This is a genomic window from Kribbella ginsengisoli (assembly GCF_039537185.1).
GTDB classification, from domain to species: Bacteria; Actinomycetota; Actinomycetes; order Propionibacteriales; family Kribbellaceae; genus Kribbella; species Kribbella koreensis.
On record NZ_BAABAA010000001.1, the window covers coordinates 1,179,666 to 1,200,927 of the forward strand.

The following is a 21,262-nucleotide window of genomic DNA, read 5'->3' on the forward strand; positions in this document are numbered from 1 at the left end:
GTTTCGGGGGCGGGGACGGGCGGCGGGGGTCGGGCGGCGGGGTCGGGGGCAGGTTTACTGGAGTTCGAGGTAGTCGAGTTCGGTGTAGAGGGTGCCTTTGGTGAGGCGGATGGTGTTCCAGCCGGTGGTGAGGGTGATCGGTACGGACGCCTGGTGCCAGTTGTCCCAGCCGGTGGCCGGGTAGCTGATCGAGCCTTGGCCGTTGCCGTTGACAACCACCCCGTGGCTGGCCGTGGCGCCCATACCGTTCGCATAGCCGACCGAGAGCGTGTAGCCGCCGGCTGACGGCGCGAACACAGATACCTGGACCCACGAGTCCGCATAGTCGATGTACGCCGCGACCGCGCCCTGCGATGCGCCGGCAGCCCCGGTGCGGACCGAGCAGTGGTTGAGGGTGCCGCTCTCGGCCTCGGTGCGGACCCGGCTGCCCCGGACGACCGGGAAGTCGTTGGCCCAGCCGAGGTCAGCGACGTACAGGTGTCTCGAGCCGTTGACCCAGCCGTGCAGGAAGACCTTGTCGCCGACGAAGTCAGCCCCGCCGGGACCACAGACGTGGTTGTCGAAGCTGGCCGTGGTCATCAGGGGGCGGAAGGCCGTCGTCCAGGGGCCGTTGAGGCTGGGCGAGGTCGCGTACGAGGTCAGGTAGTTGCAGTCGTTGTAGCCGCCACCGGAGTAGAAGAGGACGAACTGGCTCCCCCGCTGGACCAGGTCCGGCGCCTCGATCACGCCGCTGGAGGTGAGCATGGCGGTGTTGCCGCCGGTGAGGGCGGTGCCGTTGTTCGTCGTGCGGGTGAGCCAGAGGGTGGACGGCTGGCCGATCGCGTTGCCGTCGTTCTTCCAGGTCAGGTAACGGGTGCCGTCGTTCGCGACGAAGGTGTTGGCGTCGATCGCGCCGCCCTTGTCGAGCGGGCAGATCAGCGGCTGGTTGCCGACCGGGGTGAACGGGCCGAGTGCCGAGCCAGAGGTGGCAACGCCGATGCATTGGCGGCCGGACGCCTTGTGCCACGCGGTGTAGGTGAGGGTGAAGCTGCCATCCGGGTTGGGGTAGACGTCCGGTGCCCAGGTACGTCCGGCCTGGGCCCAGCTCGACGATGGGCCGCCGGGCATCGCGTCGCCGCGGATCGTCCAGGGGCCGTTGGCGCTCGGAGCGGAGGCGACGGGGGCGTGGCCGCGGCCGTTGTTGGTCGAGTAGGCGTACCAGGTGCCGTTCTTCTCGAAGACGTCCGGATCGGGGAAGTCCTCACCGATGACGTCGGCCGGGAACGCTGCCGCGGTGACGCGTTGAACGGCGGCCTGGGCGGGTGGAATCAGCATGGCCAGGGGGAGGGCTGAGGCGGCGATCGCCGCTAGGACTCTGCTGCTGCGCATGAGGGCTCCTCAGGTGGGGCGGTACCTGTGCGACCCACTTTTACATCGATTCACCTGAGAATCGAGAGCCTGAACCGGTCGATCGGGCATGATCACTGGACCGGACGGGCAGCGCGATGGAGACTCCGGGGTAGTTGGATTCCGCCGAAGCTTGAGGGGTTCTTGTGAGGAAATTACCTAGGGTGTCCGGCCGCGGCCTGATGGCCCTCGTTGCGGTTTCAGCGGCGACGGCCGGGCTGGTCGGGCAGTCGGCCGGTGCGCCGGCCGCGGTACAGCAGGTGCAGGCGACCGGCTTGCAGCAGCAGTTGGACACGTTGCTCTCCGACTCGCGGTTCCAGGGGTCACAGGTCGGACTGGTGGTGCGGGACGCGACCACCGGCGAGACGCTCTACGACCGCAACGGCGGGTCGCGGCTGGTGCCTGCTTCCAACACGAAGCTGTTCACCTCGACGGCCGCGATGCACACCCTCGGCGCCGGGTTCAAGTTCCACACCGACGTCCTGGCGACCGCCCCGGTCAAGCGGAACGGGAAACTGCAGGGAGACCTTTATCTGAAGGGTTTCGGTGACCCGACCGCACTCGAGAGCGACTATGTCGGGCTGGCCAAGCAGATCGCCGCGGCCGGGATCACCAAGGTCGAAGGCAATCTGATCGCCGACGACACCTACTTCGACAACGTGCGGCTGGGCGACAGCTGGGCCTGGGACGACGAGTCGTTCTACTACGCCGCCCAGATCTCCGCCCTCACACTGGCACCGAACGGCGACTACGACTCCGGTACGGCGATCGTCGAGAGCCGCCCCGGCGCAGCGGTCGGAGACCCCGTCCTGCTCAACCTCCGCCCGGCGAACGGCCTGCTCAAGCTGATCAACACCGCCACCACCGGCGCCGCCGGGTCGGCGAGCACGCTCTCGGTCCAGCGCGATCACGGCACCAACGTCGTCCGGGTCAGCGGCTCGGTACCGCTCGGCGCCGGCCTCGGCTCCACCTGGGTCACCGTCTGGGAGCCACCCTTGTACGCCGCTGACGTCTTCCGGCGGGCCCTCACCGCCGAGGGAATCAAGGTCGAGGGCAAGATCCGCGAGGCGGCGACCCCGGCCACGGCCCGGCAACTCGCTCGCGACGAGTCGATGACACTCGGCGAGCTGATGACGCCGTTCCTCAAGCTGTCCAACAACATGCACGCCGAGACGCTGGTCAAGGCGATGGGCGCGGTCACCAAGGCGAACGGCAGCTGGCCGACCGGCCTGGGCATCGTCACGGCGTACGCGAAGAGCGTCGGCGTGGACACCGCGACGATCCGGCTGTCCGACGGCTCGGGCCTGTCCCGCAAGGTCAACCTGACGCCCAACAGCATTACGAACATCCTGCTGGCCGCCGAGAAGGAGCCGTGGTTCCAGCAGTGGTACGACGCGCTGCCGATCGCGGGCAACGCGGATCGCTTCACCGGCGGTACGTTGCGGACGCGGATGGGTGGCACGCCGGCCGCGAACAACCTGCACGGCAAGACCGGCTCGCTGACCGGCGTCACGGCGCTGTCCGGCTACGTCACGAACAAGGACGGCCGCAAGCTGGTCTTCTCGATGATCAGCAACAACTACCTGACCAGCCCGCGCTCGGTCGAGGACGCGGTCGGCGTCACCCTCGCCTCCTGGACCGACCAGGCGCCCGTCGCCGCGATCAAGCCCGCGCCGGCCACCAAGGCGCAGCTGAACGACGACGGCACCGGCCCGGACGACCCCGGCAACGACTGGATCAAGGGTCGCTAATGCATTAGACAGTGCGGCAGTCGTTCAGCACGATGAGGGAATGACTGCCGCACTGCCCACGGGGCACACCTTCCGCCGGCCGGCCAAGGACGACGCGGAGGCGATCTTCGAGCTGGTCGCGGCCCGCAACGTCGCCGCCATCGGGTCCGCCGACTTCACCCTCGACGACATGGCCGACGAGCTCAGTGAGCCCGGCTTCGACCTCGACCGGGACGGCTGGCTCGTCTTCAGCGGCGAGACCCTGACCGGCTACGGGACGGTCTTCGGGCAGGGCGATCACCACCTGCTCGACATCGACCTCTACAGCCCCGATCCCGCCGTCATCGATTGGCTGCTGGCCGAGATCCTCGTGCGCGCCAAGGAGCTGGGCCGCGAGCACGGGCACACCGAGGTGTCGCTCGACCTCGGCGTCTACCGCACCGACACGGCCAAGCGCGAGCTCCTCGCCGGCAACGACTTCGCCCCTGGTACGACGTACCACCGGATGCGCATCGATCACACGGGGCCGGTGGCCGCTCCGGAGGTACCGGAGGGTGCGGTACTTCGTCGCGGCGCGCCTGACGAGGAGACGCGGCGCGCGGCGCATGCGGTGTTCACCGAGACCTTCACCGGGCAGTTCGGGTTCACGCCCCGGTCGTACGAGGAGTGGTTCGCGGCGCGGGACGCGCAGTCGACGTTCGACTGGTCGCAGCTGAGCCTGCTGGAGCTGGACGGTGAGGTCGTCGGGTTCATCGAGAGCAACGACCAGTTCGTCGAGGACGAGAACTGCAACTACGTCGGCCGGCTCGGGGTGCTCAAGGAGGCGCGGGGTCGGGGGCTGGCCAAGTTCCTGCTGCGCGATGCCTTCGCCGTCGATGCCGCGGCCGGGCGGGCAGGCACGATCCTGCACGTCGATACCAACAACCCGACGCCCGCGCTCGGCCTCTACCTATCCGTCGGCATGGAGGCGGTCCTGGTCATCGACGTCTGGCGACGCACGCTGCCGACCGCCTGATGGCCGGCCTGCCGCCGGGCGCGACCTGGCGTGCCATGCAGCTCTCGGATGCCGGCGCGATCCAGCAGTATCTGGCCGCGCGCAGCGTCGCGCTGATCGGCATTCACCAGTACAGCCCGGAAGGTGTCGACGACTTCCTGCGCAACCCGCAGCTCGCCCTCACCACCGACACCTGGCTGATCTCCGCCGACGACAAGATCATCGGTACGGCGGCCGTCGTCCAGCGGCCGGATTGCATCGGCATCGAGCTCACCACCGCCGACCGGTCCGTGGCCGACTGGCTGTTCGACCGCGCGGTCGCCCGGGCGGCGGAGGCGACGCGCGCGGCCGGCCTGTCCGAGCAGCTGGTACGGATCGCGGTGCTCGGCGCCGACAAGCAACTGGCTGAGCTGGCCGCCGCCCGCGGGTTCACGCACGAGACCTCGATCCAGCGGATGAGGATCGCCCACACCGGCCCGCTCGACCGGCCCGACCCACCGACCGGGGTCGTGGTCCGCAACGGAGCCCCCGACGAGGCGGCCCGGCGTACGGCGTACCGGCTGATCGCGGAGTCCTTCGACGACCAGCCGTCCGCGAGCCCACCCGGCTACGACGAGTGGGTGGCGGCCCGCGAAGCCCGCTCCACCTTCGACTGGTCCCAGCTGACCGTTCTCGAACTGGACGGCACCCCGGTCGCTGTCCGCGAGTTCGACCGCAACTTCATCAGCTCCGACAACGCCGGCTACATCGGCCGGATCGGCGTACTGGCCCCGGCACGCGGGCTTGGGCTGGCGAAGTACCTCCTCCGGGACCAGTTCGCCATCGACGCCACCGCAGGCCTCAGCGGCACCATGCTGCACGTCGACAGCTCGAACCCGACGCCGGCGCTCGGCCTCTATCTGTCCGTCGGCATGCGCCCGGACATCGTCACCGACAGATGGCGCAAGACGCTGCGGGTCTAGTTCAGGACGACTCGGTTGCCGGTGGAGCCGGCGATGACCTGGCGGGTCGCCAGTTCCCAGTGGAGGTCGAGGATGCCTTTGAAGGGTTTGCCTTCGGGGCGGAAGCACTGCATGCCTTCGTCCGATTGCGGGAGGACGGAGTACTGGTAGGCGGCGATCCGGACGGTCTTGGCGTCTTGGGCGAGGACTCGGAGGACTACGTGGGGGACGCAGGTCTCGGTGTCGCCTCGGGTGGTTTCGACGATCAGGCGGTCGGGAGTGGCCGGGTCGGGGTAGGCCCTGGTCACCTCGAGTTCGCGGTCGAGGGTCAGCAGGGTCGTGCCTTGCTTGAACTGTGGGGGCGGCGGGCCGACGTCCAGGAAAGCGGGGGGCGGCGTCGTTGTGGTCGTGACGGTCGGGCTCTCGTCGGCGCGTTGCCAGTTGACGGCAGCGACCGTGGCGACGCCGCCGATCACGCCGATGGTCGCGGCGACGGCCAGCACGATGCGGCCGCGTCGGCGGCGGCGGAGAGCGCGTTCGACGTACTCGAAGGGGCGCGACTCCCCGGGGGTGCGCTCGTCGACGTACTCGGTCAGCAGGTCGGTCTCGGGATCAGGCATGGCCAGGCACCTCCTCTTCGACCTCCAGTAGCGGCGCGAGCGCCTGGCGGGCGCGGGCCAACCGCGACTTCACCGTGCCGGGCGGCAGTTGCAGTTCGTCGGCGATCTGCTCGATCGACAGGTCCGTCACGTAGTACAGGACCGCCACCGCCCGCTGTGTCGGAGTGATCCGCGCCAACGCGGCCGCCACATCCACCGCATCCCCATCAGGACCCTGTACTTCGGAAGCGCGGCCGGTCAGTTTGGCCATGGCGCGTGCTGCGACCTGCTGACGCCTGAGCCGGCTCACCAAGGCCCGGACCGCGACGGCCCGCACCCAGGCGTCCGGGTCGTCGTACCGGCTGATCTTGTCCCAGCGGTCGAGCAGTTTCACGTACGTGTCCTGGGCGAGCTCCTCGGCGTCGGCCCGCGAGGCGCCGATGGAGACGAGCAGGCCGATCAGGCGTGGCCAGGTCCGGCGGTAGAGCGCCGCCACCTCTGCCGCCGGATCGCCGTCGAGCTCTCTCACACCACTAACACGCGCTGCTCCCCCGGTCGGTTCCACTTCCCGGCCGGCTTTTTCGTTCTTGCCTTCCGGAGATGTGAGAGATTACTCTCGAAACATGTCTCTCAGAAATCCGTACGGCGATTTCGAGATCACCGACCCGCAGGCGATGCGTGCGTTGGCGCATCCCGTCCGGCTCGCCGCACTCAGCTACCTGCAGAAGAACGGACCGGCCACCGCGACCCAGTTGTCGGTGCACGTCGGCGCCTCGCCGTCGGTGACGAGCTGGCACCTGCGGCATCTCGAATCGTTCGGGCTGGTCAGCGACAGCCCTCCCCCGGACGGCGGCTCCGACAAGCGCCAGCGCTGGTGGAAAGCGGTCGCCCGCGGCTTCCGCTTCGAGATGCCCGAGACGCCGGAAGGCGCCGAGGCCGGCCGCATGCTCCGCACCGAGATGATGAGCCAGGCGTTGGACCACGTCCAGCAATGGCTCTCCGACACCGAGCCCGTCCTGGACCCGGCCTGGTCCCGCTCCACCGGCTCCTCGAACACCCTCCTGACCATCACCCTCGCCGAAGCCGAGTCGATCGAGAACGCGATCGAGGAGCTCCTCGCCCCCTACGTCCAACGCGGCGAATCCGGCGCCCCCCAAGACGCCCGCCCGGTCCGCCACATCCGCATGTCATTGCCCGAAGCAACCACCTGACCCGCTGCCGCTCGAAGAGCGACCACCGTCCGGCAGTGCCCAAGCAACCACCTGACCCGCCGTGTGAGGACCGCCATGACCACTCCAGCCCAACCACCCGCCGATACCGGCGTGCCTGCATCGGCGCCAGCCGCCCTGGCGGGCCAGGAGACATCACCGGGCTCACCTCCGCCCTCCGCGCCGGGCGAGGCGGGCGCCGGAGGCGCCGCCAGCTTGTGGCGTGATCGGCAGTTCCGGCGGTTCTGGTCGGCCCAGAGCGTTTCGGAGTTCGGCGACCGGGTCAGCGAGCTCGCTCTGCCCTTGATCGCAGTGACGTTGCTCAACGCTTCGCCGAGCCAGGTTGGTTTCCTGACCGCAGCGGTCTGGCTGCCGAACCTCGCGTCGTTGTTCATCGGGACCTGGGTCGACCAGCATCGGGACAAGCGGCCGTTGATGATTGCGGCCGATCTCGTCCGGACCGTCTTGCTGTTGTCGTTGCCGGTGGCCTACTGGCTGGACATCCTCAGTCTGGGCCAGCTGTACGCGATCGCGATCCTCGCCGGCACCGCGCACGTCGTCTTCAACACCGCCTATGCATCCTTCTTCGTACGACTGGTGAAGCGCGAGCAATACCTCGAAGCGAACAGCAAGCTGGCGTCCACCAGATCGATCTCGTTCATCGCCGGTCCAGCGGTCGGCGGTCTGCTGATCCAATGGCTGACGGCACCGATCGCACTCCTCGTCGACGCGTTGTCGTTCCTCTTCTCCGCGTTCCAGGTCAGCCGCCTCAAGGTCGAGCCGGGCGCGGCCGACGACGGCGAGGAGTCGTTGCTGACCAGGGCACGGGCCGGGATGAAGTACCTGCTCAAGCACCCGTACCTGCGCGCCAGTCTCGGCTGCGCGACCACGGTGAACTTCTTCAACATGATCGGGATGGCGCTGCTGGTGCTGTTCGCCAGCCGCAACCTGGGCCTGTCGGCCGGCACCATCGGTGTCGCGTTCGGGGTCGGCGCCAGCGGTGGGCTCGTGGGAGCGCTCGCCGCGAACCGGCTGGCCCGGCTGATCGGCGCCGGGCGGCTGATCGCGCTCGGCTCGGTCGTCTTCCCGGCCTCGTTGGGGATCGTCGCGCTCGCCGGCGGACCGGTCTGGATGCGGGCTGCCACAGTCGCCGCCGCCGAGTTCGTCGGCGGGTTCGCGGTGATGTGCTTCGACGTACCGCTGAACTCGCTGCAGGCCTCGGTCACCCACGACCATATGCGCAGCCGGGTGGCCGGCGCGTTCAGCAGCATCAACTACGGCGTACGGCCGCTCGGCGCGGTGATCGGCGGCCTCCTGGGCACCTGGCTGGGTGTCCGGGAGACGCTGCTGATCTCCGCCGCCGGCGGCCTGCTCGCCGTACTGTGGCTGCTCCCCTCGCCGATCATCCGGACCCGCGACCTCGACGGGCTCGAACCACCGGCGATGTGACGGTCAGTCCAGCTCGATCGGCTCGTCGAGCTTGGCAACCGTACGTCGCAGCGGGATCTCCTTGATGAACAAGACCGCGATCAAGCTGACCAGCGCACAGGCGGCCGCGATCAGGAAGATGCGGCCGGTCGCATCGCCGTACGACTGCCGGACCAGCTCAGCCAACTGCGGGGGCAGGTGGTTGACGTCCAGCAGGCTCGTACCGTCCGAGCCACCCTGCTGGAGCTTGGCCGCAGCTGCCGCGCCACCCGGTCCGTGCAGGAGGCCCTCGATCAGCAGATCCTTGACCCGAGTGGCCAGGACGGCCCCGAGAACTGCGACTCCGACCGCACCGCCGAGGCTCCGGAAGAATGCCACGGACGCGCTGGAGGCGCCGATCTCGCTGACGTCGACGGTGTTCTGTACGGCGAGCACCAGGTTCTGCATCATCATGCCCATCCCGATGCCCATGAAGAGCATGCCGAGACCGACGTACCAGTACGGGCTGGTGTGGTCGATGGTGCCGAGGATGCCCAGACCGGCCGTGAGCAGGACGCCGCCGGCGATCAGGTACCGCTTCCACTTGCCGAACCGCGTCACCATCTGGCCGGCTCCGACGGAGCCGATGAACGAGCCGAGCATCATCGGGATGGTCAGCAACCCGGCCTCGGTCGCGCTGTAGCCGCGGGCGACCTGGAAGTACTGACCGAGGAAGAGCGCGCTGCCGAACATCGCGACGCCGACGGCCATGCTGGCCACGATCGCCAGCGCGGTGGTGCGCTGCCGGACCACCTTGAGCGGAACGAGCGGCTCGCGAACCCGGTTCTCGACCATCACGGTGAGGATGCCGAACAGGATCGTGCCACCGACGAACAGCACCGACTGCCAGGAGATCCAGTCGAAGTCGTGACCGGCGAAGGTCACCCAGAGCAGCGGCAGGCTGGCGGTGATGCTGATCAGCACCGCGCCGACGTAGTCGACCTTGACCTCACGCTTGAACAGGGGCAGGTGCAGGTACTTCTGCAGGATGACCAGGCTGATCACGGCGAGCGGGACGCAGACGTAGAAACACCAGCGCCAGCCGAGCCAGGAGGTGTCGACGATGACGCCGCCGATGAGCGGGCCGCTCACGGTGGCCACGGCCATCACGGCACCCATGTAACCGGAGTACCGGCCGCGGTCGCGGGGCGGGATCGCCGCACCGATGATCGCCTGGGCGAGCGCCATCAGACCACCCATGGCCAGACCCTGCAGCACGCGCGCGCCGATCAGGAACGGCACGTTGTGGGCCATACCGGCGAGTGCGGAGCCGACCACGAACAGGCTGATCGCCAGCTGGACGAGCAGCTTCTTGCTCATCAGGTCGGACAGCTTGCCCCAGATCGGGGTGGACACCGTGGTGGCCAGCAGGCTCGCGGTGAGGACCCAGGTGTACTGCGTCTGGGAGCCCTCGAGGTCGGCGATGATCGTCGGCAGGGCATTGCTGACGATCGTCGAGCTGAGCATCGCCGTGAACAGCGCGGCGAGCAGCCCGACCAGGATCTCGAGGATCTCGCGGTGGGTGAGTTCCGGCGCAGCGGGCGCTTGCGGCCGGGTCTCGGTGACAGTCATCAGTCTCCAGTCGAGGGGTTTGATTGCTTCGCGAACTCAGCGGCCTCGGTGACGGCGGAGGCCACGCGGCGCAGGGTTGCGGCAGCCGCGGCCAGTTCGTCGTCATCCCAGTCCGCCAGTGCGGAGCGGAGTTGCCGGGCGTAGCCGGCGTACAGAGCGTGCAGGCGGTCTCGGCCGCGTTCGCTGAGCTGGATCAGGGACACCCGGGCGTCTGCCGGGTCGGGCCGACGGCTCACCAGTCCGTCGGCTTCCAGCGCGGTCAACTGCCGGCTCACCACGGAGGCGTCGACACCCAGCTTGGTGGCGATCTCACCCCCGCGCTGCTCGCCGTCCTTGGCCAGGACCTTCAGCACACTCGCGTCGGCGCGCCGCAGCCCGGAGTCGGGCCACAGGTGCCGGTGCTCGATACAACGCACGGCCCGGATCAGCGAACTGACTCCATCGAGCACTTCGTGGGCCGGCGTATCCCGCTCCACCTCCGGGACAGAGGTCTGCTGGACTAGTTGCATACCCCAACTATATACACATTTAGTTGGTTTCTGCAACCATATGGGCCAGCAAGTAGAGCGCCTGGGCGCTGGGGGTGCCGGGTTTGGTGAGGTAGACGAAGAGGCAACGAACTCAACACCGGATTGTCCAAGACGTTGTCCACGCCGCGACTATAGGCACCTCACCCAGCCGCCCAGCCGCTCATCCTGGCCCTCCGCGACCCACCCATGCGCGGCGGCCAGGGCCGAGTACTAGCTCAGGTCGAGGTTCAGGCGGGCCAACAGGCGGGCCAGGGCTGCCAGGTCGGGGGTTTCCCAGCGGTCGAGGATGGCCCGGAACTCGGCTTGGCGCTGGATTCGCATGGCGCCGAAGCGTTCGGCGCCGGTTTCGGTGAGGCGGAGGAGACGGGCCCGGCCGTCGTCGGGGTCGCCAACTCGCTCGATCAGGCCGAGGGTCTCCAGCTGGCTGAGGCCGCGGCTGACGGTGGACTTGTCGAGGCCGAGCGCCTGGGCGACATCGGAGGCCCGGACGCCGGCACGACCGGAGGCGGTGCCGAACTCGATCTGCGAGATCAGCGCATAGCCGGCGGCGTCCATCTCGGGGTGCACCCGACGGGCCATCATCATCTGGGCCGAGCGCGACCGGCGGAACAGGTTGGACAGCTCGTGCTCGACGTCAGCGACCAGCCGCTGACTGTTCTCGGTCACCATGTCGCTCACCTGACCACGACGCCGGCGTCGCGGAGGTCCTTCTTCACGTCCGCGATCCGCAGGTCGCCGAAGTGGAAGACACTGGCCGCCAGTACCGCGTCCGCGCCCGCCTCGACCGCCGGCGGGAAGTGCTCGGGCAACCCCGCTCCCCCACTCGCGATCAGCGGTACGTCGACCACCGCGCGCACCGCCCGGATCAGCTCCAGGTCGAAACCCTTTTTGGTGCCGTCGGCATCCATCGAGTTGAGCAGGATCTCGCCCGCTCCCAACTCGGCGCCGCGCCGCGCCCACTCGATCGCGTCCAGCCCGGCCGACTTCCGCCCACCGTGCGTCGTCACCTCGAAACCACTCGGCTGCCCTGCGGACCGGCGGACATCCAGAGAAAGCACCAGCACCTGATTGCCGAATCGGTGCGCGATCTCCTCGATCACGGCCGGCCGCGCGATCGCGCCGGTGTTGATCCCGACCTTGTCCGCCCCGGCGCGCAGCAGTCGATCCACATCAGCCGCCTCGCGCACCCCACCACCCACAGTCAGCGGAATGAACACCTGCTCAGCCGTCCGCCCGACCACCTCGTACGTCGTCTCGCGCGACCCCGACGAAGCGGTGATGTCGAGAAACGTCAGCTCATCGGCACCTTCGGCGTCATACAACCGAGCCATCTCCACCGGATCCCCGGCATCGCGCAGGTCGGCAAAATTGACACCCTTGACCACCCGGCCCGCATCAACGTCCAGGCAGGGGATCACACGCACGGCGAGGCTCACGCGCCAAGGGTACCGACCAGCCCGGCAAGACTGGCGCTGATACCGGTGGTTGAGCGACCTAGCCGGTAACGGCCAGCGGCCGGCTCGCCGCGGACGCCAGCAGGGCCAGCTTGTCCGCATCGCTCGACCCGGCGTCGGGGTGATACACGACCAGCTTCAGGCCGGCTGCTCCGTCGATCTGCAGTCGCTCGCGGTTCAGGGTCAGTTCGCCGACCAGCGGATGATTGATCCGGAGCGGCCCGCCACGCTGACCACGGACCTCGTGGCGGGCCCAGAGTGCGCGGAACCGGTCGCTCGCGCCGGACAGTTCGCCGATCAGCTCGAGCAGGCGCGGATCGTCGACGTCGTGACCCACGGACTGCCGCAGGTTCGCGATCAGGCACTCGGTGACGTCTTGCCAGTCCGGATGCAGAGCCTGCTCCGCCGGCTCCAGGAACAAGTCGCGCAACTGGTTGCCACCCACGGCGAGACCGGGAGACAACGCCCGGGCCAGACTGTTGGAGGCCAGGATGTCGAAGTATCGGCCTTCGATGAAAGCAGGTTGCGCCAGGGAGTCCAGGAGCTTGAGCGCACCGGACGGTGGGATCTCCGCGGACGCTCGATGGCCACCCGCCCGGGGCGCCTCGGAGACGAGGGACTTGAGGTGAGCGAGGTGGTCGTCGTCAAGCCGTAGTACGCGCGCGACCGACTCGAGCACCTGGACGGACGGGTTGCGATCCCGGCCGCGCTCGAGCCGCAGGTAGTAGTCGGCGCTGATGCCGGCCAGCATGGCGACCTCCTCGCGCCGCAGACCGGGTACCCGCCTCACGCCGACCTCAGGAAGGCCCGCCTGCTGAGGCGTCACCAGCTCGCGCCGGGCCCGCAAGAACGCGCCGAGCAAGTTGCGTCCGGCTCGGCCGTTCAGCAGAGGGGGTCCTGCGACACCCCGGGCTGGAGAGGGCTCTGGTTGCGGCGAGTGGCTGCTCATAGCGTCTTCAACGGTCCACTCGGGCCGGATATTTCGACAGGAGACGCAGACGTATGACGGTCACACTGATCACCGGAGCCAACAAGGGCATCGGTTTCGAGACAGCCAGACAGCTCCTCGAGCTAGGGCACGTGGTCTACCTCGGGGCGCGGGACGTCGAGCGGGGTGAGCAGGCCGCGGCAACGCTCGGCGCGCGGTTCGTCCAGCTCGATGTGACCGAGGACGACTCGGTGGGCAAGGCGCTGGCGACGATCGGCGCGGACGAGGGCCGGCTCGATGTTCTGGTGCACAACGCGGGAGTCCTCGGCGACGGAACCATCGACGGACCGAAAGCGCTACGGGTGTTCGACACCAACGCGGTCGGGATCGTCCGGGTGACGGAGGCGGCCCTTCCGTTGCTGCGCAGGTCCACCAATCCCGTCGTCGTGACGGTGTCGAGCAGCGCCGGATCGTTCTGGGCGGTGAACAACCCCGACCGGCCGGAGTACCACCTGCCGGTCGCGCTCTACTCGGCGTCCAAGGCAGCGGCCACCATGCTGACGATCCAGTACGCCAAGGCGGAGCCCGGGATCAGGTTCAACGCGGTCGAGCCCGGCACCACCGCCACTGACATGACCGCGGCCTTCGGAATCGGCCGGTCACCCGAGCAGAGTGCGGCCTTTGTGGTCCGGCTGGCCACCATAGGCCCGGACGGTCCGACCGGAACCTTCCAGGACGAGACCGGAGAACTGCCCTGGTGAGCCGCCGCCGAGCCACTAGGCCAGACTTGGCCAGTGAAGATTCCCAGACCGTGGCAGAAGAAGCCGGCAGCTGAGCTCGCCACCGAGATGCGGACGCCACCGCCCGAGCTGGTCGCCGAAGCGGCCCGTACTCCGGGTGGCTGGGTCTACGACATCGACGCGGACTGGGTCGACGATCCGGACGGCGCAGTACCGCCCGAGGCGATCCGCGGCGGTTGGCGCGTCGACGACTCCGGCCAGCTCACCGGCGAGTTCGTCCCCAACGCGAAGCACACACCCCCACGGGACGATTTCAGCGCGCTCACCGAGCCGGACCACTGGCTCGAGTGGCTGGGAGACGATCCCGGGCAGGTTGTTCGGGACAGCATTGAGATGTCGTTGGCGGCGCAGGTGGCGGGGGCCGAGGTCCAGTGGCTGAGGTTCACCGGCGAGCCCTCGTTCGTCACCGGCGGCAAACCAGTCGAGGACGATCCGGGCAAGGTGCGGGTGGTGCGGACCGGGCTGGCCGTGCAGTTCGTCTTGTCGGTGCAGCAACCATCGGGTGAGCGGGAGGTGCTGACCGGCGTTTACACGCTGGCCGTCGCCGGGATGGACGAGCCGGAGGCGCGGGAGCGGTCGTGGCTCGATCTCGGCGCCGGGATCGAGCAGGTCGGCCCGCTGCTGGAGACTCGCCTGTACGAGCTGGATCAGCAGAGCTGAACTCGCGAGCGATGAACAGCAGAAGGGCGGCCGCTGAGCGACCGCCCTTCTGATTTCGAGCTTTACTTCCAGGCCCTGCGCTTCTGCTCTGCAGGCTTGACCGGCGTGGTGGACGCCCAGACTCGGCGCCAGCGGGCGGCGTCGGGGCCGGATTGGGATGGGGATGCGCCGGCGGCTACCCGGCGACGGGCCTCCCACCAGGTGGATGCCTCTTCGTCCAGCAGGGCCGACACGGCGGCCGAGATGCGTGGGGCGAAGTCGCGGGCCGACTCGCCCTCGGCCGGGTACAGCGGGTCGCCGTACCGGACTGCGACCGTCGGGCGACCGGGAACCGGCCAGCCGCGGCCGCGCGGCATCGCGGCGAAGGAGCCCTTGATGCCGACCGGGATCACCGGGACGCCTTGCTCGACGGCGATGTACGCCGCGCCCATCCGGAAGCGTTCCATCCAGCCGTCGGGCGAACGGGTGCCCTCGGGGAAGACGACGACGTTCCAGCCGTCCGCGAGCAGGTCGCCCGGGGTCGCGCTGAGCTTGCCGCCGCGGCGCTCGATCGGGAACGTGTTGAACACGATCGCCGACGCGGTCGCCCGCCACCACGTGTCGAAGAAGTAGTCCGCCGCGGCAGCGACGGCCGTCTTGCGACGCATGTCGTCGGGCAGCGTGCAGAGCACCAGCGGCGTGTCCAGGTGCGACGAGTGGTTCGCCACGATGACGGCCGGCCCGTGCACCTTGCGCAGCGAGTCGAGCCCGCTCACCTGCGGGTTCACCTCGAAGCGGAGTACCGAGTTCAGGGCGCCCTTCTGCAGGACCTCCCGGACTGCGATCGCCGCGGGCGTACGCGCCCACTTGGTCGGGAAGACCGACGACTCCTTCTTCACCACGTACGGCTCGGCCGACCGCGGCACCTGCTGACGCCGTCCCCAGCGGAAGCCGCGCGCGACCTGCTTCACGTCCCGCGCGGTGTCCCGGCTGAACCGGACCAGGCTCGCGCCCATCAGCGGACGTCCGCGAGCAGGTGCGGCGGGTTGTGCAGGTACGTGATCGACGGCGACCGGCCGACCGAGTGGCTGACCATCTCGAGCGCGTCCTGCAGGGTCGAAGCGGACCGGAAGCCCATCCGCTCGACCGTCTTGCGGTTCGCGCCGACCCAGACGATGTCGCCGCAGTGGTCCAGCGCGTGGCTGATCCAGTACCACATGTAGAACGGGTGCACGCCGTGGTACGCGTTCGAGGTGCGGTACAGGTGGATGTACCACGGGTCCTCGGCGTACTGCTTCTCGAACTTCGCCTCGATGGTGGCCGGGTCGGTCGACTCCGACAGCACCTCCTCGAAGAAGTCCACGTACGACGGGTGGTGCAGCTGGCTGAACTCGTAGTCGACCGGGTGGTACAGGATCACCGCGCCGTCCTTGCGGACGATCGGCTGGCCGAGGTAGGAGTTGAAGTAGTAGCCCAGTCCCATGCAGGCGGCCAGGATCGGGTTCATCACCGAGTTCACGTTGTACGGGCCGACGAACGGCACGCCCATGATCGCCACGTCGGCCTGGCCCTGGACCTCGACCTTGTGCTGGCGGTGCACCGCCTCGATGGTCTTCTCGTGCACCGGCTCGATCTTGCCCGCGGTGACGCCGGTCAGGCCGTAGTTGGCCCGGACGTCCTGGAAGATCTTGCGCCGGACCCGGGTCGGGGCGATGTCCAGACCGCGCTTGGCGCCCAGATAGGCGGCCTGGTCCTTGATCGACCACTCCCACTCGCGCTTCTGCAGGAACTCCAGCGGCCCGCCGAAGATGTCGTTGTTCAGCGTGGTCTCGATCTGGAAGACCTTGACGTGCTGGGTGAGGATCTCGCCCATCCGCCAGGCCGACTCGTGCATCTTCGACCGCTTGTGGTCCATGAAGGAGCGCGAGTGGATCATCGTGTGGCTGTTGTGGTGGTGCTTCAGCGACTTGTACGACGCCAGCCCGATCGACGTCGACTTGTGGCCGCCGTCCATCGCCACCAGGTTCACGTTCACATAGACCAGCAGGTCGGACTCGGCCGCCCGCTTGGAGATCTCGACGTCCTCGCCGTGCCGGGTCTGCCCCAGGTGGGCCAGGTTCGCCTCGTCCTCGGCGTCGAAGTTGTACAGCTTGCCGTCGGGGTAGAACGACCGGAAGACCCGCTCGCCGACGATGTCGCGCAGCTCGTTCGGGGTGAGCCGGCGGTGCAGCGCGTTGGCCGAGATCAGCTCGACGTCGTCGACGCCCGCGTCGGCGGCCATCGTCAGCACCTGCTCGATGATCCGCTGCCGGATGTCGGGCTTCTTCATCGGCGGCAACGGGATCGAGATGTCGTCGAACGCGATGGTCAGCTTCATCCCGGCGAACAGCAGCTCCGGCAGCGGCTCGGACTCCAGCGGGTTGAGCAGCGCGTTCTGGATCGCCTCCTCCACGTCGCGCACGGCCGGCAGCGACTCCGGCGGGTACACCACCCGGGTACCGAGCGGGAACCGCTCCAGCAGGAAACCCTCACCGTTGTGCACGAGCAGCGGCGGCGTCCGGTCGTCCACCTCAAGCACAAACCCTGGCCGAGACATGTCAGAACCTCTCTCGTCGTACGTTCAACGGTGCAGCAACAACAGTGGCGGCAATCATGACGCCCTCACATCGAAGGCGACCTTCACGGTGCCCAGGCGACCGGCCGACTGCGCGTGGTCGAGCGCCTCACGCCACCGGTAGAGCGGGTACCGCGCCCCGACGACCCCGTCCAGCGGAGCCTTCTGGGCCATCTCCAGCGCGGTCTCGAAGGCGGGACGCCCGTTCGGCTCCTCCCGCGAGGACGCGTACGTCCCGGTCAGCTCCAACTCACGGAACCACACCGGCGACAGATCCGCACCCGTCGACGGCATGCCCGCCAGGACCACCCGGCCGCCGGCCTTGGTGACCCGCAGCACGGTGTCGATCGAGTCCTTGCTGCCGACCGCGTCGACGGCGACGTCGACCCCGCCGAGCAGGAACTCCTTGGCGTTCAGATCCGGCTTCAGCCGGAAGGCACCGGTGGCCCGGCGGACGCCCCGGAAGACCTCGTCGGGCGCGACCACGTCGCTCGCCCCGAACGCCCGGGCCAGCTCACGCTGCTTCGGGTGCTTGGCGACGACGGTGATCCGGCCGGCCTGGGTCAGCTCGCGCAGGGCGAGCGTCGCGAACAGCCCGACAGCGCCGGCGCCACTGACCAGTACGGACTGGCCCGGCTCGATCTTGGCCCGGAGCGCGGTGTGCACGGCACCGGCCAGCGGCTCGACCAGGACTGCCCGCTCATCGGAGAGGCCTTCCGGTACGGCGTACAGCTGGCTGCGGTGAGCCACCATGACGTTGCCCCAGCCGCCACCGGTGTCCTGGCAGAAGCCGGTCTGGAGTCCGGGCGAGACGTGGCCGACGGTGATCCGGTCGCACAGGCTGGTACGGCCCGACGAGCAGCTCTCGCACGGCTCCACGCCACGCGCGGCGCAGGTGAGGACCGAGTCCATCACCACGCGGGTGCCCTTCGGCAGGTCCTCGCAGTCGTCGAGCAGCTCGCCGACGATCTCGTGACCCGGTACGAACGGCAGCGACACCAGCGCGGAGAAGTACAGCTTGGTGTGGCCGGTGACCATGCCGAGGTCGGAGCCGCAGATGCCGGACAGGATCGGCCGGATCCGCGCCCAGCCCTCCCGGTCGGCCTTCGGCTCGTCGATCGTGACGAGCCGGAGCGGCGCGGCCGGGCCGGTCAGGATGGCCGGGATCCGGCTGCCCATCGCCTTCGCGGCCAGGAACTTGGCCGGTGAGCGGTACATCTCGAGCGCGAGCATCATCGGGCGTTCACCCCGGGGATCTCCAGACGCGAAGAAGTGGCGGGTGTCTTCCAGTCGACGATCTGCCAGCGCGCGGCCCGGGCGGCCCGGAACAGCGACACGTCCGGCGAGACGGCGACCGGGTTGCCGACGGTGGTCAGCATCGGCAGGTCCGAGTGGCTGTCGGCGTAGGCGTACGACTTGGACAGGTCGATGTTCGTGCCGCGGGCGCGGTGCTTGATCCACGCGGCGCGTGACTCGCCCACCAATGGAGGGCCGGTCAGGTACCCGGTGCAGCGGCCGCGGTCGTCGACGGCCAGCTCGGCCGCGACGATCTCGTCGAACAGCGACTCCAGCGGCCGGGTCAGCGGCCGGACGGCGCCGGTGATCAGGATCGTCCGGTGACCGGCCGCCTTGTGCTCGCGGATCCGCCGGACGGCAGCCCCGCTCAGCCGCTCGAGCACGTGGCCGGCCAGCGTCTCGTCGACGATCTTGTTGAGCTCTTCGAGTTCGGCGCCCTGGTACCGGCGGTAGATCGTCCGCAGGAAGGTGCCGCGGTCCTTGCGCTCGGCCGAGATCAGCTTCGGCAGCTTGCGCAGCATCGCGCCGATCTCACCGACCCGCTGGTGGCTGTCCAGCTCGGGCAGCCGCATCCACAGGTAGGTCTCGATCACGTTCGACGACAGCAGCGTGCCGTCCATGTCGAAGGCGGCGATGATCTCGGAGTCCTCCGAGGGCGTCACCTTCTTCAGCACGCCGGCCGACTCGGCCAGCGACTTGTTCCGCTTCTTCCGGACCACGTCCAGCCGGCGCAGCGAGTCGGTGACGCTCGGGCAGTGCACTTCCTGCAGGTAGTGCTGCCAGTCGACGATCGAGGTGTCGCACCAGAACTTCTCCTGGTCGTCGCCCTCCAGCGCGTTGTGCAGGGCGAGCACGTTGTCGTCGATGAACTGCAGCTCGGCCTGCGCGTACTCGGAGTACAGGTCCATGTAGCGGCGGAGGAAGTCGATCCGGCGCTTCTGCACGTCCAGCTCGCGGGCGTACTTGCGGGTCCGCTCGCCGCGCGGCGCGTGCATGATGATCTGGTCGGCGATCTTGTGCGCCTTCTCGCCGTACCGCAGCATGCTCTCGACCGAGTCGCCGCCGGGGAACTTCCAGACCGGCAGCCGGACCGCGCCGCGCTCGCCCAGGTCGAACGGGTGCTTGGAGAAGTACGCGCGCACACCGGCGTACAGCTGCTCGAAGGTCAGCGGGTTCCGGGCGCCGGAGCTGACGTGGTAGTACTCCGGCTTCGACAGCTCGGGCTCGGTCGCCATCACCGCGCAGATCGCGCCGACGACGTGGTCGACCGGGATGATCTCGACGACCGAGTCGGGGCTGGCCGGGAACTCCGGCAGCTCACCGCGGCCGTAGGCCAGGATCAGCGGCTCGGCCATCTTGAAGCCCTCGATCCAGCCCGGGTGCGGGCTCTGGACCGCGGACTCGATGATGGCCGGCCGGACGATCGAGGTCGGCAGCTTGGCCGCGAACTCCTCGACCACCCGCTCGCCCAGCGCCTTGGTGAAGGTGTAGCAGTCGGTCCAGCCGAGGCTGCGGGCGCGCTCGGTGCCGGTCTCGATCAGCTTCTTGGCGACCCACTCGGTACGCCGGCGCTCGGTGTCGGCCGCCGCGGTCAGGTGACCGGCCCGGCGGTGCAGCTTCTCCGACTCCTTGCGGAACTTGATCAGCATCGCGGCGCTGCGCGAGGTCTCCTCGATCCGTGCCTTCATCGCCATCCCGGCCTCGGCCTCGGTGCGCCAGTCGACGTTGTGGTCGACCGGGGCCTCCGGGATCGCGCCGCGGCGACGGCCCGCGGTGTAGGCGGTGGAGATGTGGACGTAGTGCACCGGACGGCCGTCGCTGGCCTCGACGATGCGCTCGAGCAGGCTCTTGGTGCCCAGCACGTTGGTGGTGAACGCCTCGTGGATCGGCGGGTCGAAGGAGACGTCGCCGGCGCAGTGCACCACGATGTCGAGATCCTTCGGCAGCGCCGGTACGTCGGACAGGTCGCCCTCGACGACCTCGACCCGGGCGGCGGTGAGTTCGGCGGCGTCGGCGTACGGGGTGCCCTCGCCGTAGAACGGCTTGAAGATGTCCTTCTTGAGCATCTGCGCCATCCGGTCGGTGCCCTTGAGGGACCCCTTCGGTCGGATGATCGCGACCACCGTGGTGCCGGGCAGGTCCCCGATCATCCGGTGCAGCAGGGCCTCACCGACGAATCCGGTGATGCCGGTGACCAGGACCTTCTTGCCTGCCAGCTTGTCGGCAAGGCTCACTTGTCGCCTCCACGGGTGAGTTCGAGTGCCTCGGTCAGGGTGAACGCGCCGGCGTACAGAGCCTTGCCGACGATGACGCCTTCGACGCCGTCGCTGACCAGCGTGCTCAGCGCACGCAGGTCGTCCAGGCTGGAGACGCCGCCGGAGGCCACGATCGGCTTCTCGGTGCGGGCGCACAGGTCGCGGTACAGGTCGAGGTTGGGACCCTGCAGCATGCCGTCCTTGGTGACGTCGGTGACGACGTACCGCTCACAGCCGGCCCGCTCGAGTCGCTCGAGCACCTCGTACAGGTCGCCACCCTCTTTGGTCCAGCCGCGGGCGGCCAGCGTGCGGCCGCGGACGTCCAGGCCGATCGCGACGCGGTCGCCGTACTGCGAGATGATCCGGTCACACCACTCCGGGTCCTCCAGCGCGGCGGTGCCGATGTTGACCCGGCGCGCGCCGGTCGCCAGGGCAGCCTCGAGAGAGTCGTCGTCGCGGATGCCACCGGACAGCTCGACCTGTACGTCGAGCTTGCCGGTCACCTCGGCGAGCAACTCACGGTTGCTGCCACGACCGAACGCGGCATCCAGATCGACCAGGTGGATCCAGTCCGCGCCGGCCTCCTGCCAGGCCATCGCCGCGGCCAGCGGGTCACCGTAGGAGGTCTCGCTCCCGGCCTCGCCCTGGACCAACCGAACAGCCTGCCCATCCGCCACATCGACGGCAGGCAGCAGCACCAGAGTCCCAGACCGGGGCGGTGGGGTGGGGGCCGAATCAGACACTGACATGGCCCACACCCTAGATGGCGAAGCCGGCGGTTTTGTAACCCAGTGCCCCGCTGAGTCGTTGAGATCGGATCTGTCGCAGCAATACCAGTACGTGGAGTGG

At 68.8% G+C, this 21,262-nt stretch carries 20 protein-coding genes; 7 read left to right on the forward strand and 13 right to left on the reverse strand.

Translation table 11 applies throughout. The features are described 5' to 3' along the window. Nucleotides 1–54 precede the first annotated feature (54 nt). Complete coding sequence (locus tag ABD768_RS05175; RefSeq protein ID WP_344837841.1) at nucleotides 55–1,368, reverse strand: family 43 glycosylhydrolase; 1,314 nt, start codon at nucleotides 1,366–1,368, stop codon at nucleotides 55–57. 182 nt (nucleotides 1,369–1,550) lie between these two features. Between ABD768_RS05175 and dacB the strand changes: the two genes are divergently transcribed. The 3 genes from dacB to ABD768_RS05190 are packed head-to-tail and all read left to right on the forward strand — an operon-like array spanning nucleotide 1,551 to nucleotide 5,072. Then, on the forward strand, nucleotides 1,551–3,137 hold the full coding sequence (gene dacB / locus ABD768_RS05180) for a D-alanyl-D-alanine carboxypeptidase/D-alanyl-D-alanine endopeptidase (protein ID WP_344837843.1): 1,587 nt from the start codon (nucleotides 1,551–1,553) through the stop codon (nucleotides 3,135–3,137). Nucleotides 3,138–3,177: 40 nt separating this feature from the next. Next, entirely contained in the window at nucleotides 3,178–4,131 is a 954-nt protein-coding gene (locus ABD768_RS05185) for a GNAT family N-acetyltransferase (protein WP_344837845.1), read from the forward strand. Then, complete coding sequence (locus tag ABD768_RS05190) at nucleotides 4,131–5,072, forward strand: GNAT family N-acetyltransferase (protein ID WP_344837847.1); 942 nt, start codon at nucleotides 4,131–4,133, stop codon at nucleotides 5,070–5,072. The genes ABD768_RS05185 and ABD768_RS05190 overlap by 1 nt, the downstream gene beginning before the upstream one ends. Here the strand turns inward: ABD768_RS05190 and ABD768_RS05195 are convergent. Both ABD768_RS05195 and ABD768_RS05200 read right to left on the reverse strand, forming a co-directional pair. Beyond that, nucleotides 5,069–5,671: a hypothetical protein gene (locus ABD768_RS05195; protein WP_344837849.1), complete on the reverse strand. Its 603-nt coding sequence runs from the start codon at nucleotides 5,669–5,671 to the stop codon at nucleotides 5,069–5,071. The two genes, ABD768_RS05190 and ABD768_RS05195, sit on opposite strands and share 4 nt — an antisense overlap. Then, a complete protein-coding gene (locus tag ABD768_RS05200) occupies nucleotides 5,664–6,179 on the reverse strand; it encodes an RNA polymerase sigma factor (RefSeq protein WP_344837851.1) in 516 nt (171 codons plus the stop codon). The genes ABD768_RS05195 and ABD768_RS05200 overlap by 8 nt, the downstream gene beginning before the upstream one ends. Before the next feature lie 94 nt (nucleotides 6,180–6,273). On the opposite strand from ABD768_RS05200, the gene ABD768_RS05205 reads away from it, so the two are divergent. Then, the gene (locus ABD768_RS05205) at nucleotides 6,274–6,861 is read left to right on the forward strand and encodes an ArsR family transcriptional regulator (protein WP_343977671.1); all 588 of its coding nucleotides are present in this window, start codon (nucleotides 6,274–6,276) and stop codon (nucleotides 6,859–6,861) included. A gap of 75 nt (nucleotides 6,862–6,936) precedes the next feature. Beyond that, nucleotides 6,937–8,307 carry an MFS transporter gene (locus ABD768_RS05210; RefSeq protein ID WP_344837854.1) on the forward strand — a complete coding sequence of 457 codons (1,371 nt, stop codon included), beginning with the start codon at nucleotides 6,937–6,939 and terminating at the stop codon, nucleotides 8,305–8,307. Between the two features lie 3 nt (nucleotides 8,308–8,310). Here the strand turns inward: ABD768_RS05210 and ABD768_RS05215 are convergent, their stop codons facing one another. From ABD768_RS05215 to ABD768_RS05235, 5 genes are all read right to left on the reverse strand, one after another. Further along, nucleotides 8,311–9,897, reverse strand: a complete 1,587-nt coding sequence (locus tag ABD768_RS05215; protein ID WP_343977665.1) for an MDR family MFS transporter — start codon at nucleotides 9,895–9,897, stop codon at nucleotides 8,311–8,313. Next, complete coding sequence (locus tag ABD768_RS05220; protein WP_344837858.1) at nucleotides 9,897–10,406, reverse strand: MarR family winged helix-turn-helix transcriptional regulator; 510 nt, start codon at nucleotides 10,404–10,406, stop codon at nucleotides 9,897–9,899. Before ABD768_RS05220 ends, ABD768_RS05215 begins: the two co-directional genes overlap by 1 nt. Nucleotides 10,407–10,637: 231 nt before the next feature. After that, a complete protein-coding gene (locus ABD768_RS05225; RefSeq protein WP_343977648.1) occupies nucleotides 10,638–11,096 on the reverse strand; it encodes a MarR family winged helix-turn-helix transcriptional regulator in 459 nt (152 codons plus the stop codon). A 5-nt stretch (nucleotides 11,097–11,101) separates the two neighbouring features. After that, the gene (gene hisF, locus ABD768_RS05230; RefSeq protein ID WP_344837860.1) at nucleotides 11,102–11,863 is read right to left on the reverse strand and encodes an imidazole glycerol phosphate synthase subunit HisF; all 762 of its coding nucleotides are present in this window, start codon (nucleotides 11,861–11,863) and stop codon (nucleotides 11,102–11,104) included. 58 nt (nucleotides 11,864–11,921) lie between these two features. Beyond that, the gene (locus ABD768_RS05235) at nucleotides 11,922–12,743 is read right to left on the reverse strand and encodes a helix-turn-helix domain-containing protein (RefSeq protein WP_344837862.1); all 822 of its coding nucleotides are present in this window, start codon (nucleotides 12,741–12,743) and stop codon (nucleotides 11,922–11,924) included. A gap of 140 nt (nucleotides 12,744–12,883) precedes the next feature. Between ABD768_RS05235 and ABD768_RS05240 the strand changes: the two genes are divergently transcribed. After that, nucleotides 12,884–13,570 carry an SDR family NAD(P)-dependent oxidoreductase gene (locus ABD768_RS05240; RefSeq protein ID WP_344837865.1) on the forward strand — a complete coding sequence of 229 codons (687 nt, stop codon included), beginning with the start codon at nucleotides 12,884–12,886 and terminating at the stop codon, nucleotides 13,568–13,570. Nucleotides 13,571–13,603: 33 nt separating this feature from the next. Continuing rightward, on the forward strand, nucleotides 13,604–14,269 hold the full coding sequence (locus ABD768_RS05245) for a hypothetical protein (RefSeq protein ID WP_344837868.1): 666 nt from the start codon (nucleotides 13,604–13,606) through the stop codon (nucleotides 14,267–14,269). 62 nt (nucleotides 14,270–14,331) lie between these two features. On the opposite strand, the gene ABD768_RS05250 is transcribed toward ABD768_RS05245, so the two are convergent. From ABD768_RS05250 to priA, 5 genes are read right to left on the reverse strand one after another with little or no spacing between them, the layout of a single operon-like run. After that, the gene (locus tag ABD768_RS05250) at nucleotides 14,332–15,264 is read right to left on the reverse strand and encodes a lysophospholipid acyltransferase family protein (protein ID WP_344837870.1); all 933 of its coding nucleotides are present in this window, start codon (nucleotides 15,262–15,264) and stop codon (nucleotides 14,332–14,334) included. Continuing rightward, nucleotides 15,264–16,844, reverse strand: coding sequence for an NPN-dependent hydroxyacid isomerase, LarAH14/15/16 family (gene larAH / locus ABD768_RS05255; RefSeq protein ID WP_344837873.1), 1,581 nt, complete (start codon nucleotides 16,842–16,844; stop codon nucleotides 15,264–15,266). The genes ABD768_RS05250 and larAH overlap by 1 nt, the downstream gene beginning before the upstream one ends. Nucleotides 16,845–16,898: 54 nt before the next feature. Then, nucleotides 16,899–18,098, reverse strand: coding sequence for a zinc-dependent alcohol dehydrogenase (locus tag ABD768_RS05260; RefSeq protein ID WP_343977629.1), 1,200 nt, complete (start codon nucleotides 18,096–18,098; stop codon nucleotides 16,899–16,901). Then, nucleotides 18,095–20,392, reverse strand: a complete 2,298-nt coding sequence (locus ABD768_RS05265; RefSeq protein WP_343977626.1) for an HAD-IB family hydrolase — start codon at nucleotides 20,390–20,392, stop codon at nucleotides 18,095–18,097. The genes ABD768_RS05260 and ABD768_RS05265 overlap by 4 nt, the downstream gene beginning before the upstream one ends. Next, nucleotides 20,389–21,162, reverse strand: coding sequence for a bifunctional 1-(5-phosphoribosyl)-5-((5-phosphoribosylamino)methylideneamino)imidazole-4-carboxamide isomerase/phosphoribosylanthranilate isomerase PriA (gene priA / locus ABD768_RS05270; RefSeq protein ID WP_343977623.1), 774 nt, complete (start codon nucleotides 21,160–21,162; stop codon nucleotides 20,389–20,391). Before priA ends, ABD768_RS05265 begins: the two co-directional genes overlap by 4 nt. Between the last annotated feature and the right edge of the window lie 100 nt (nucleotides 21,163–21,262).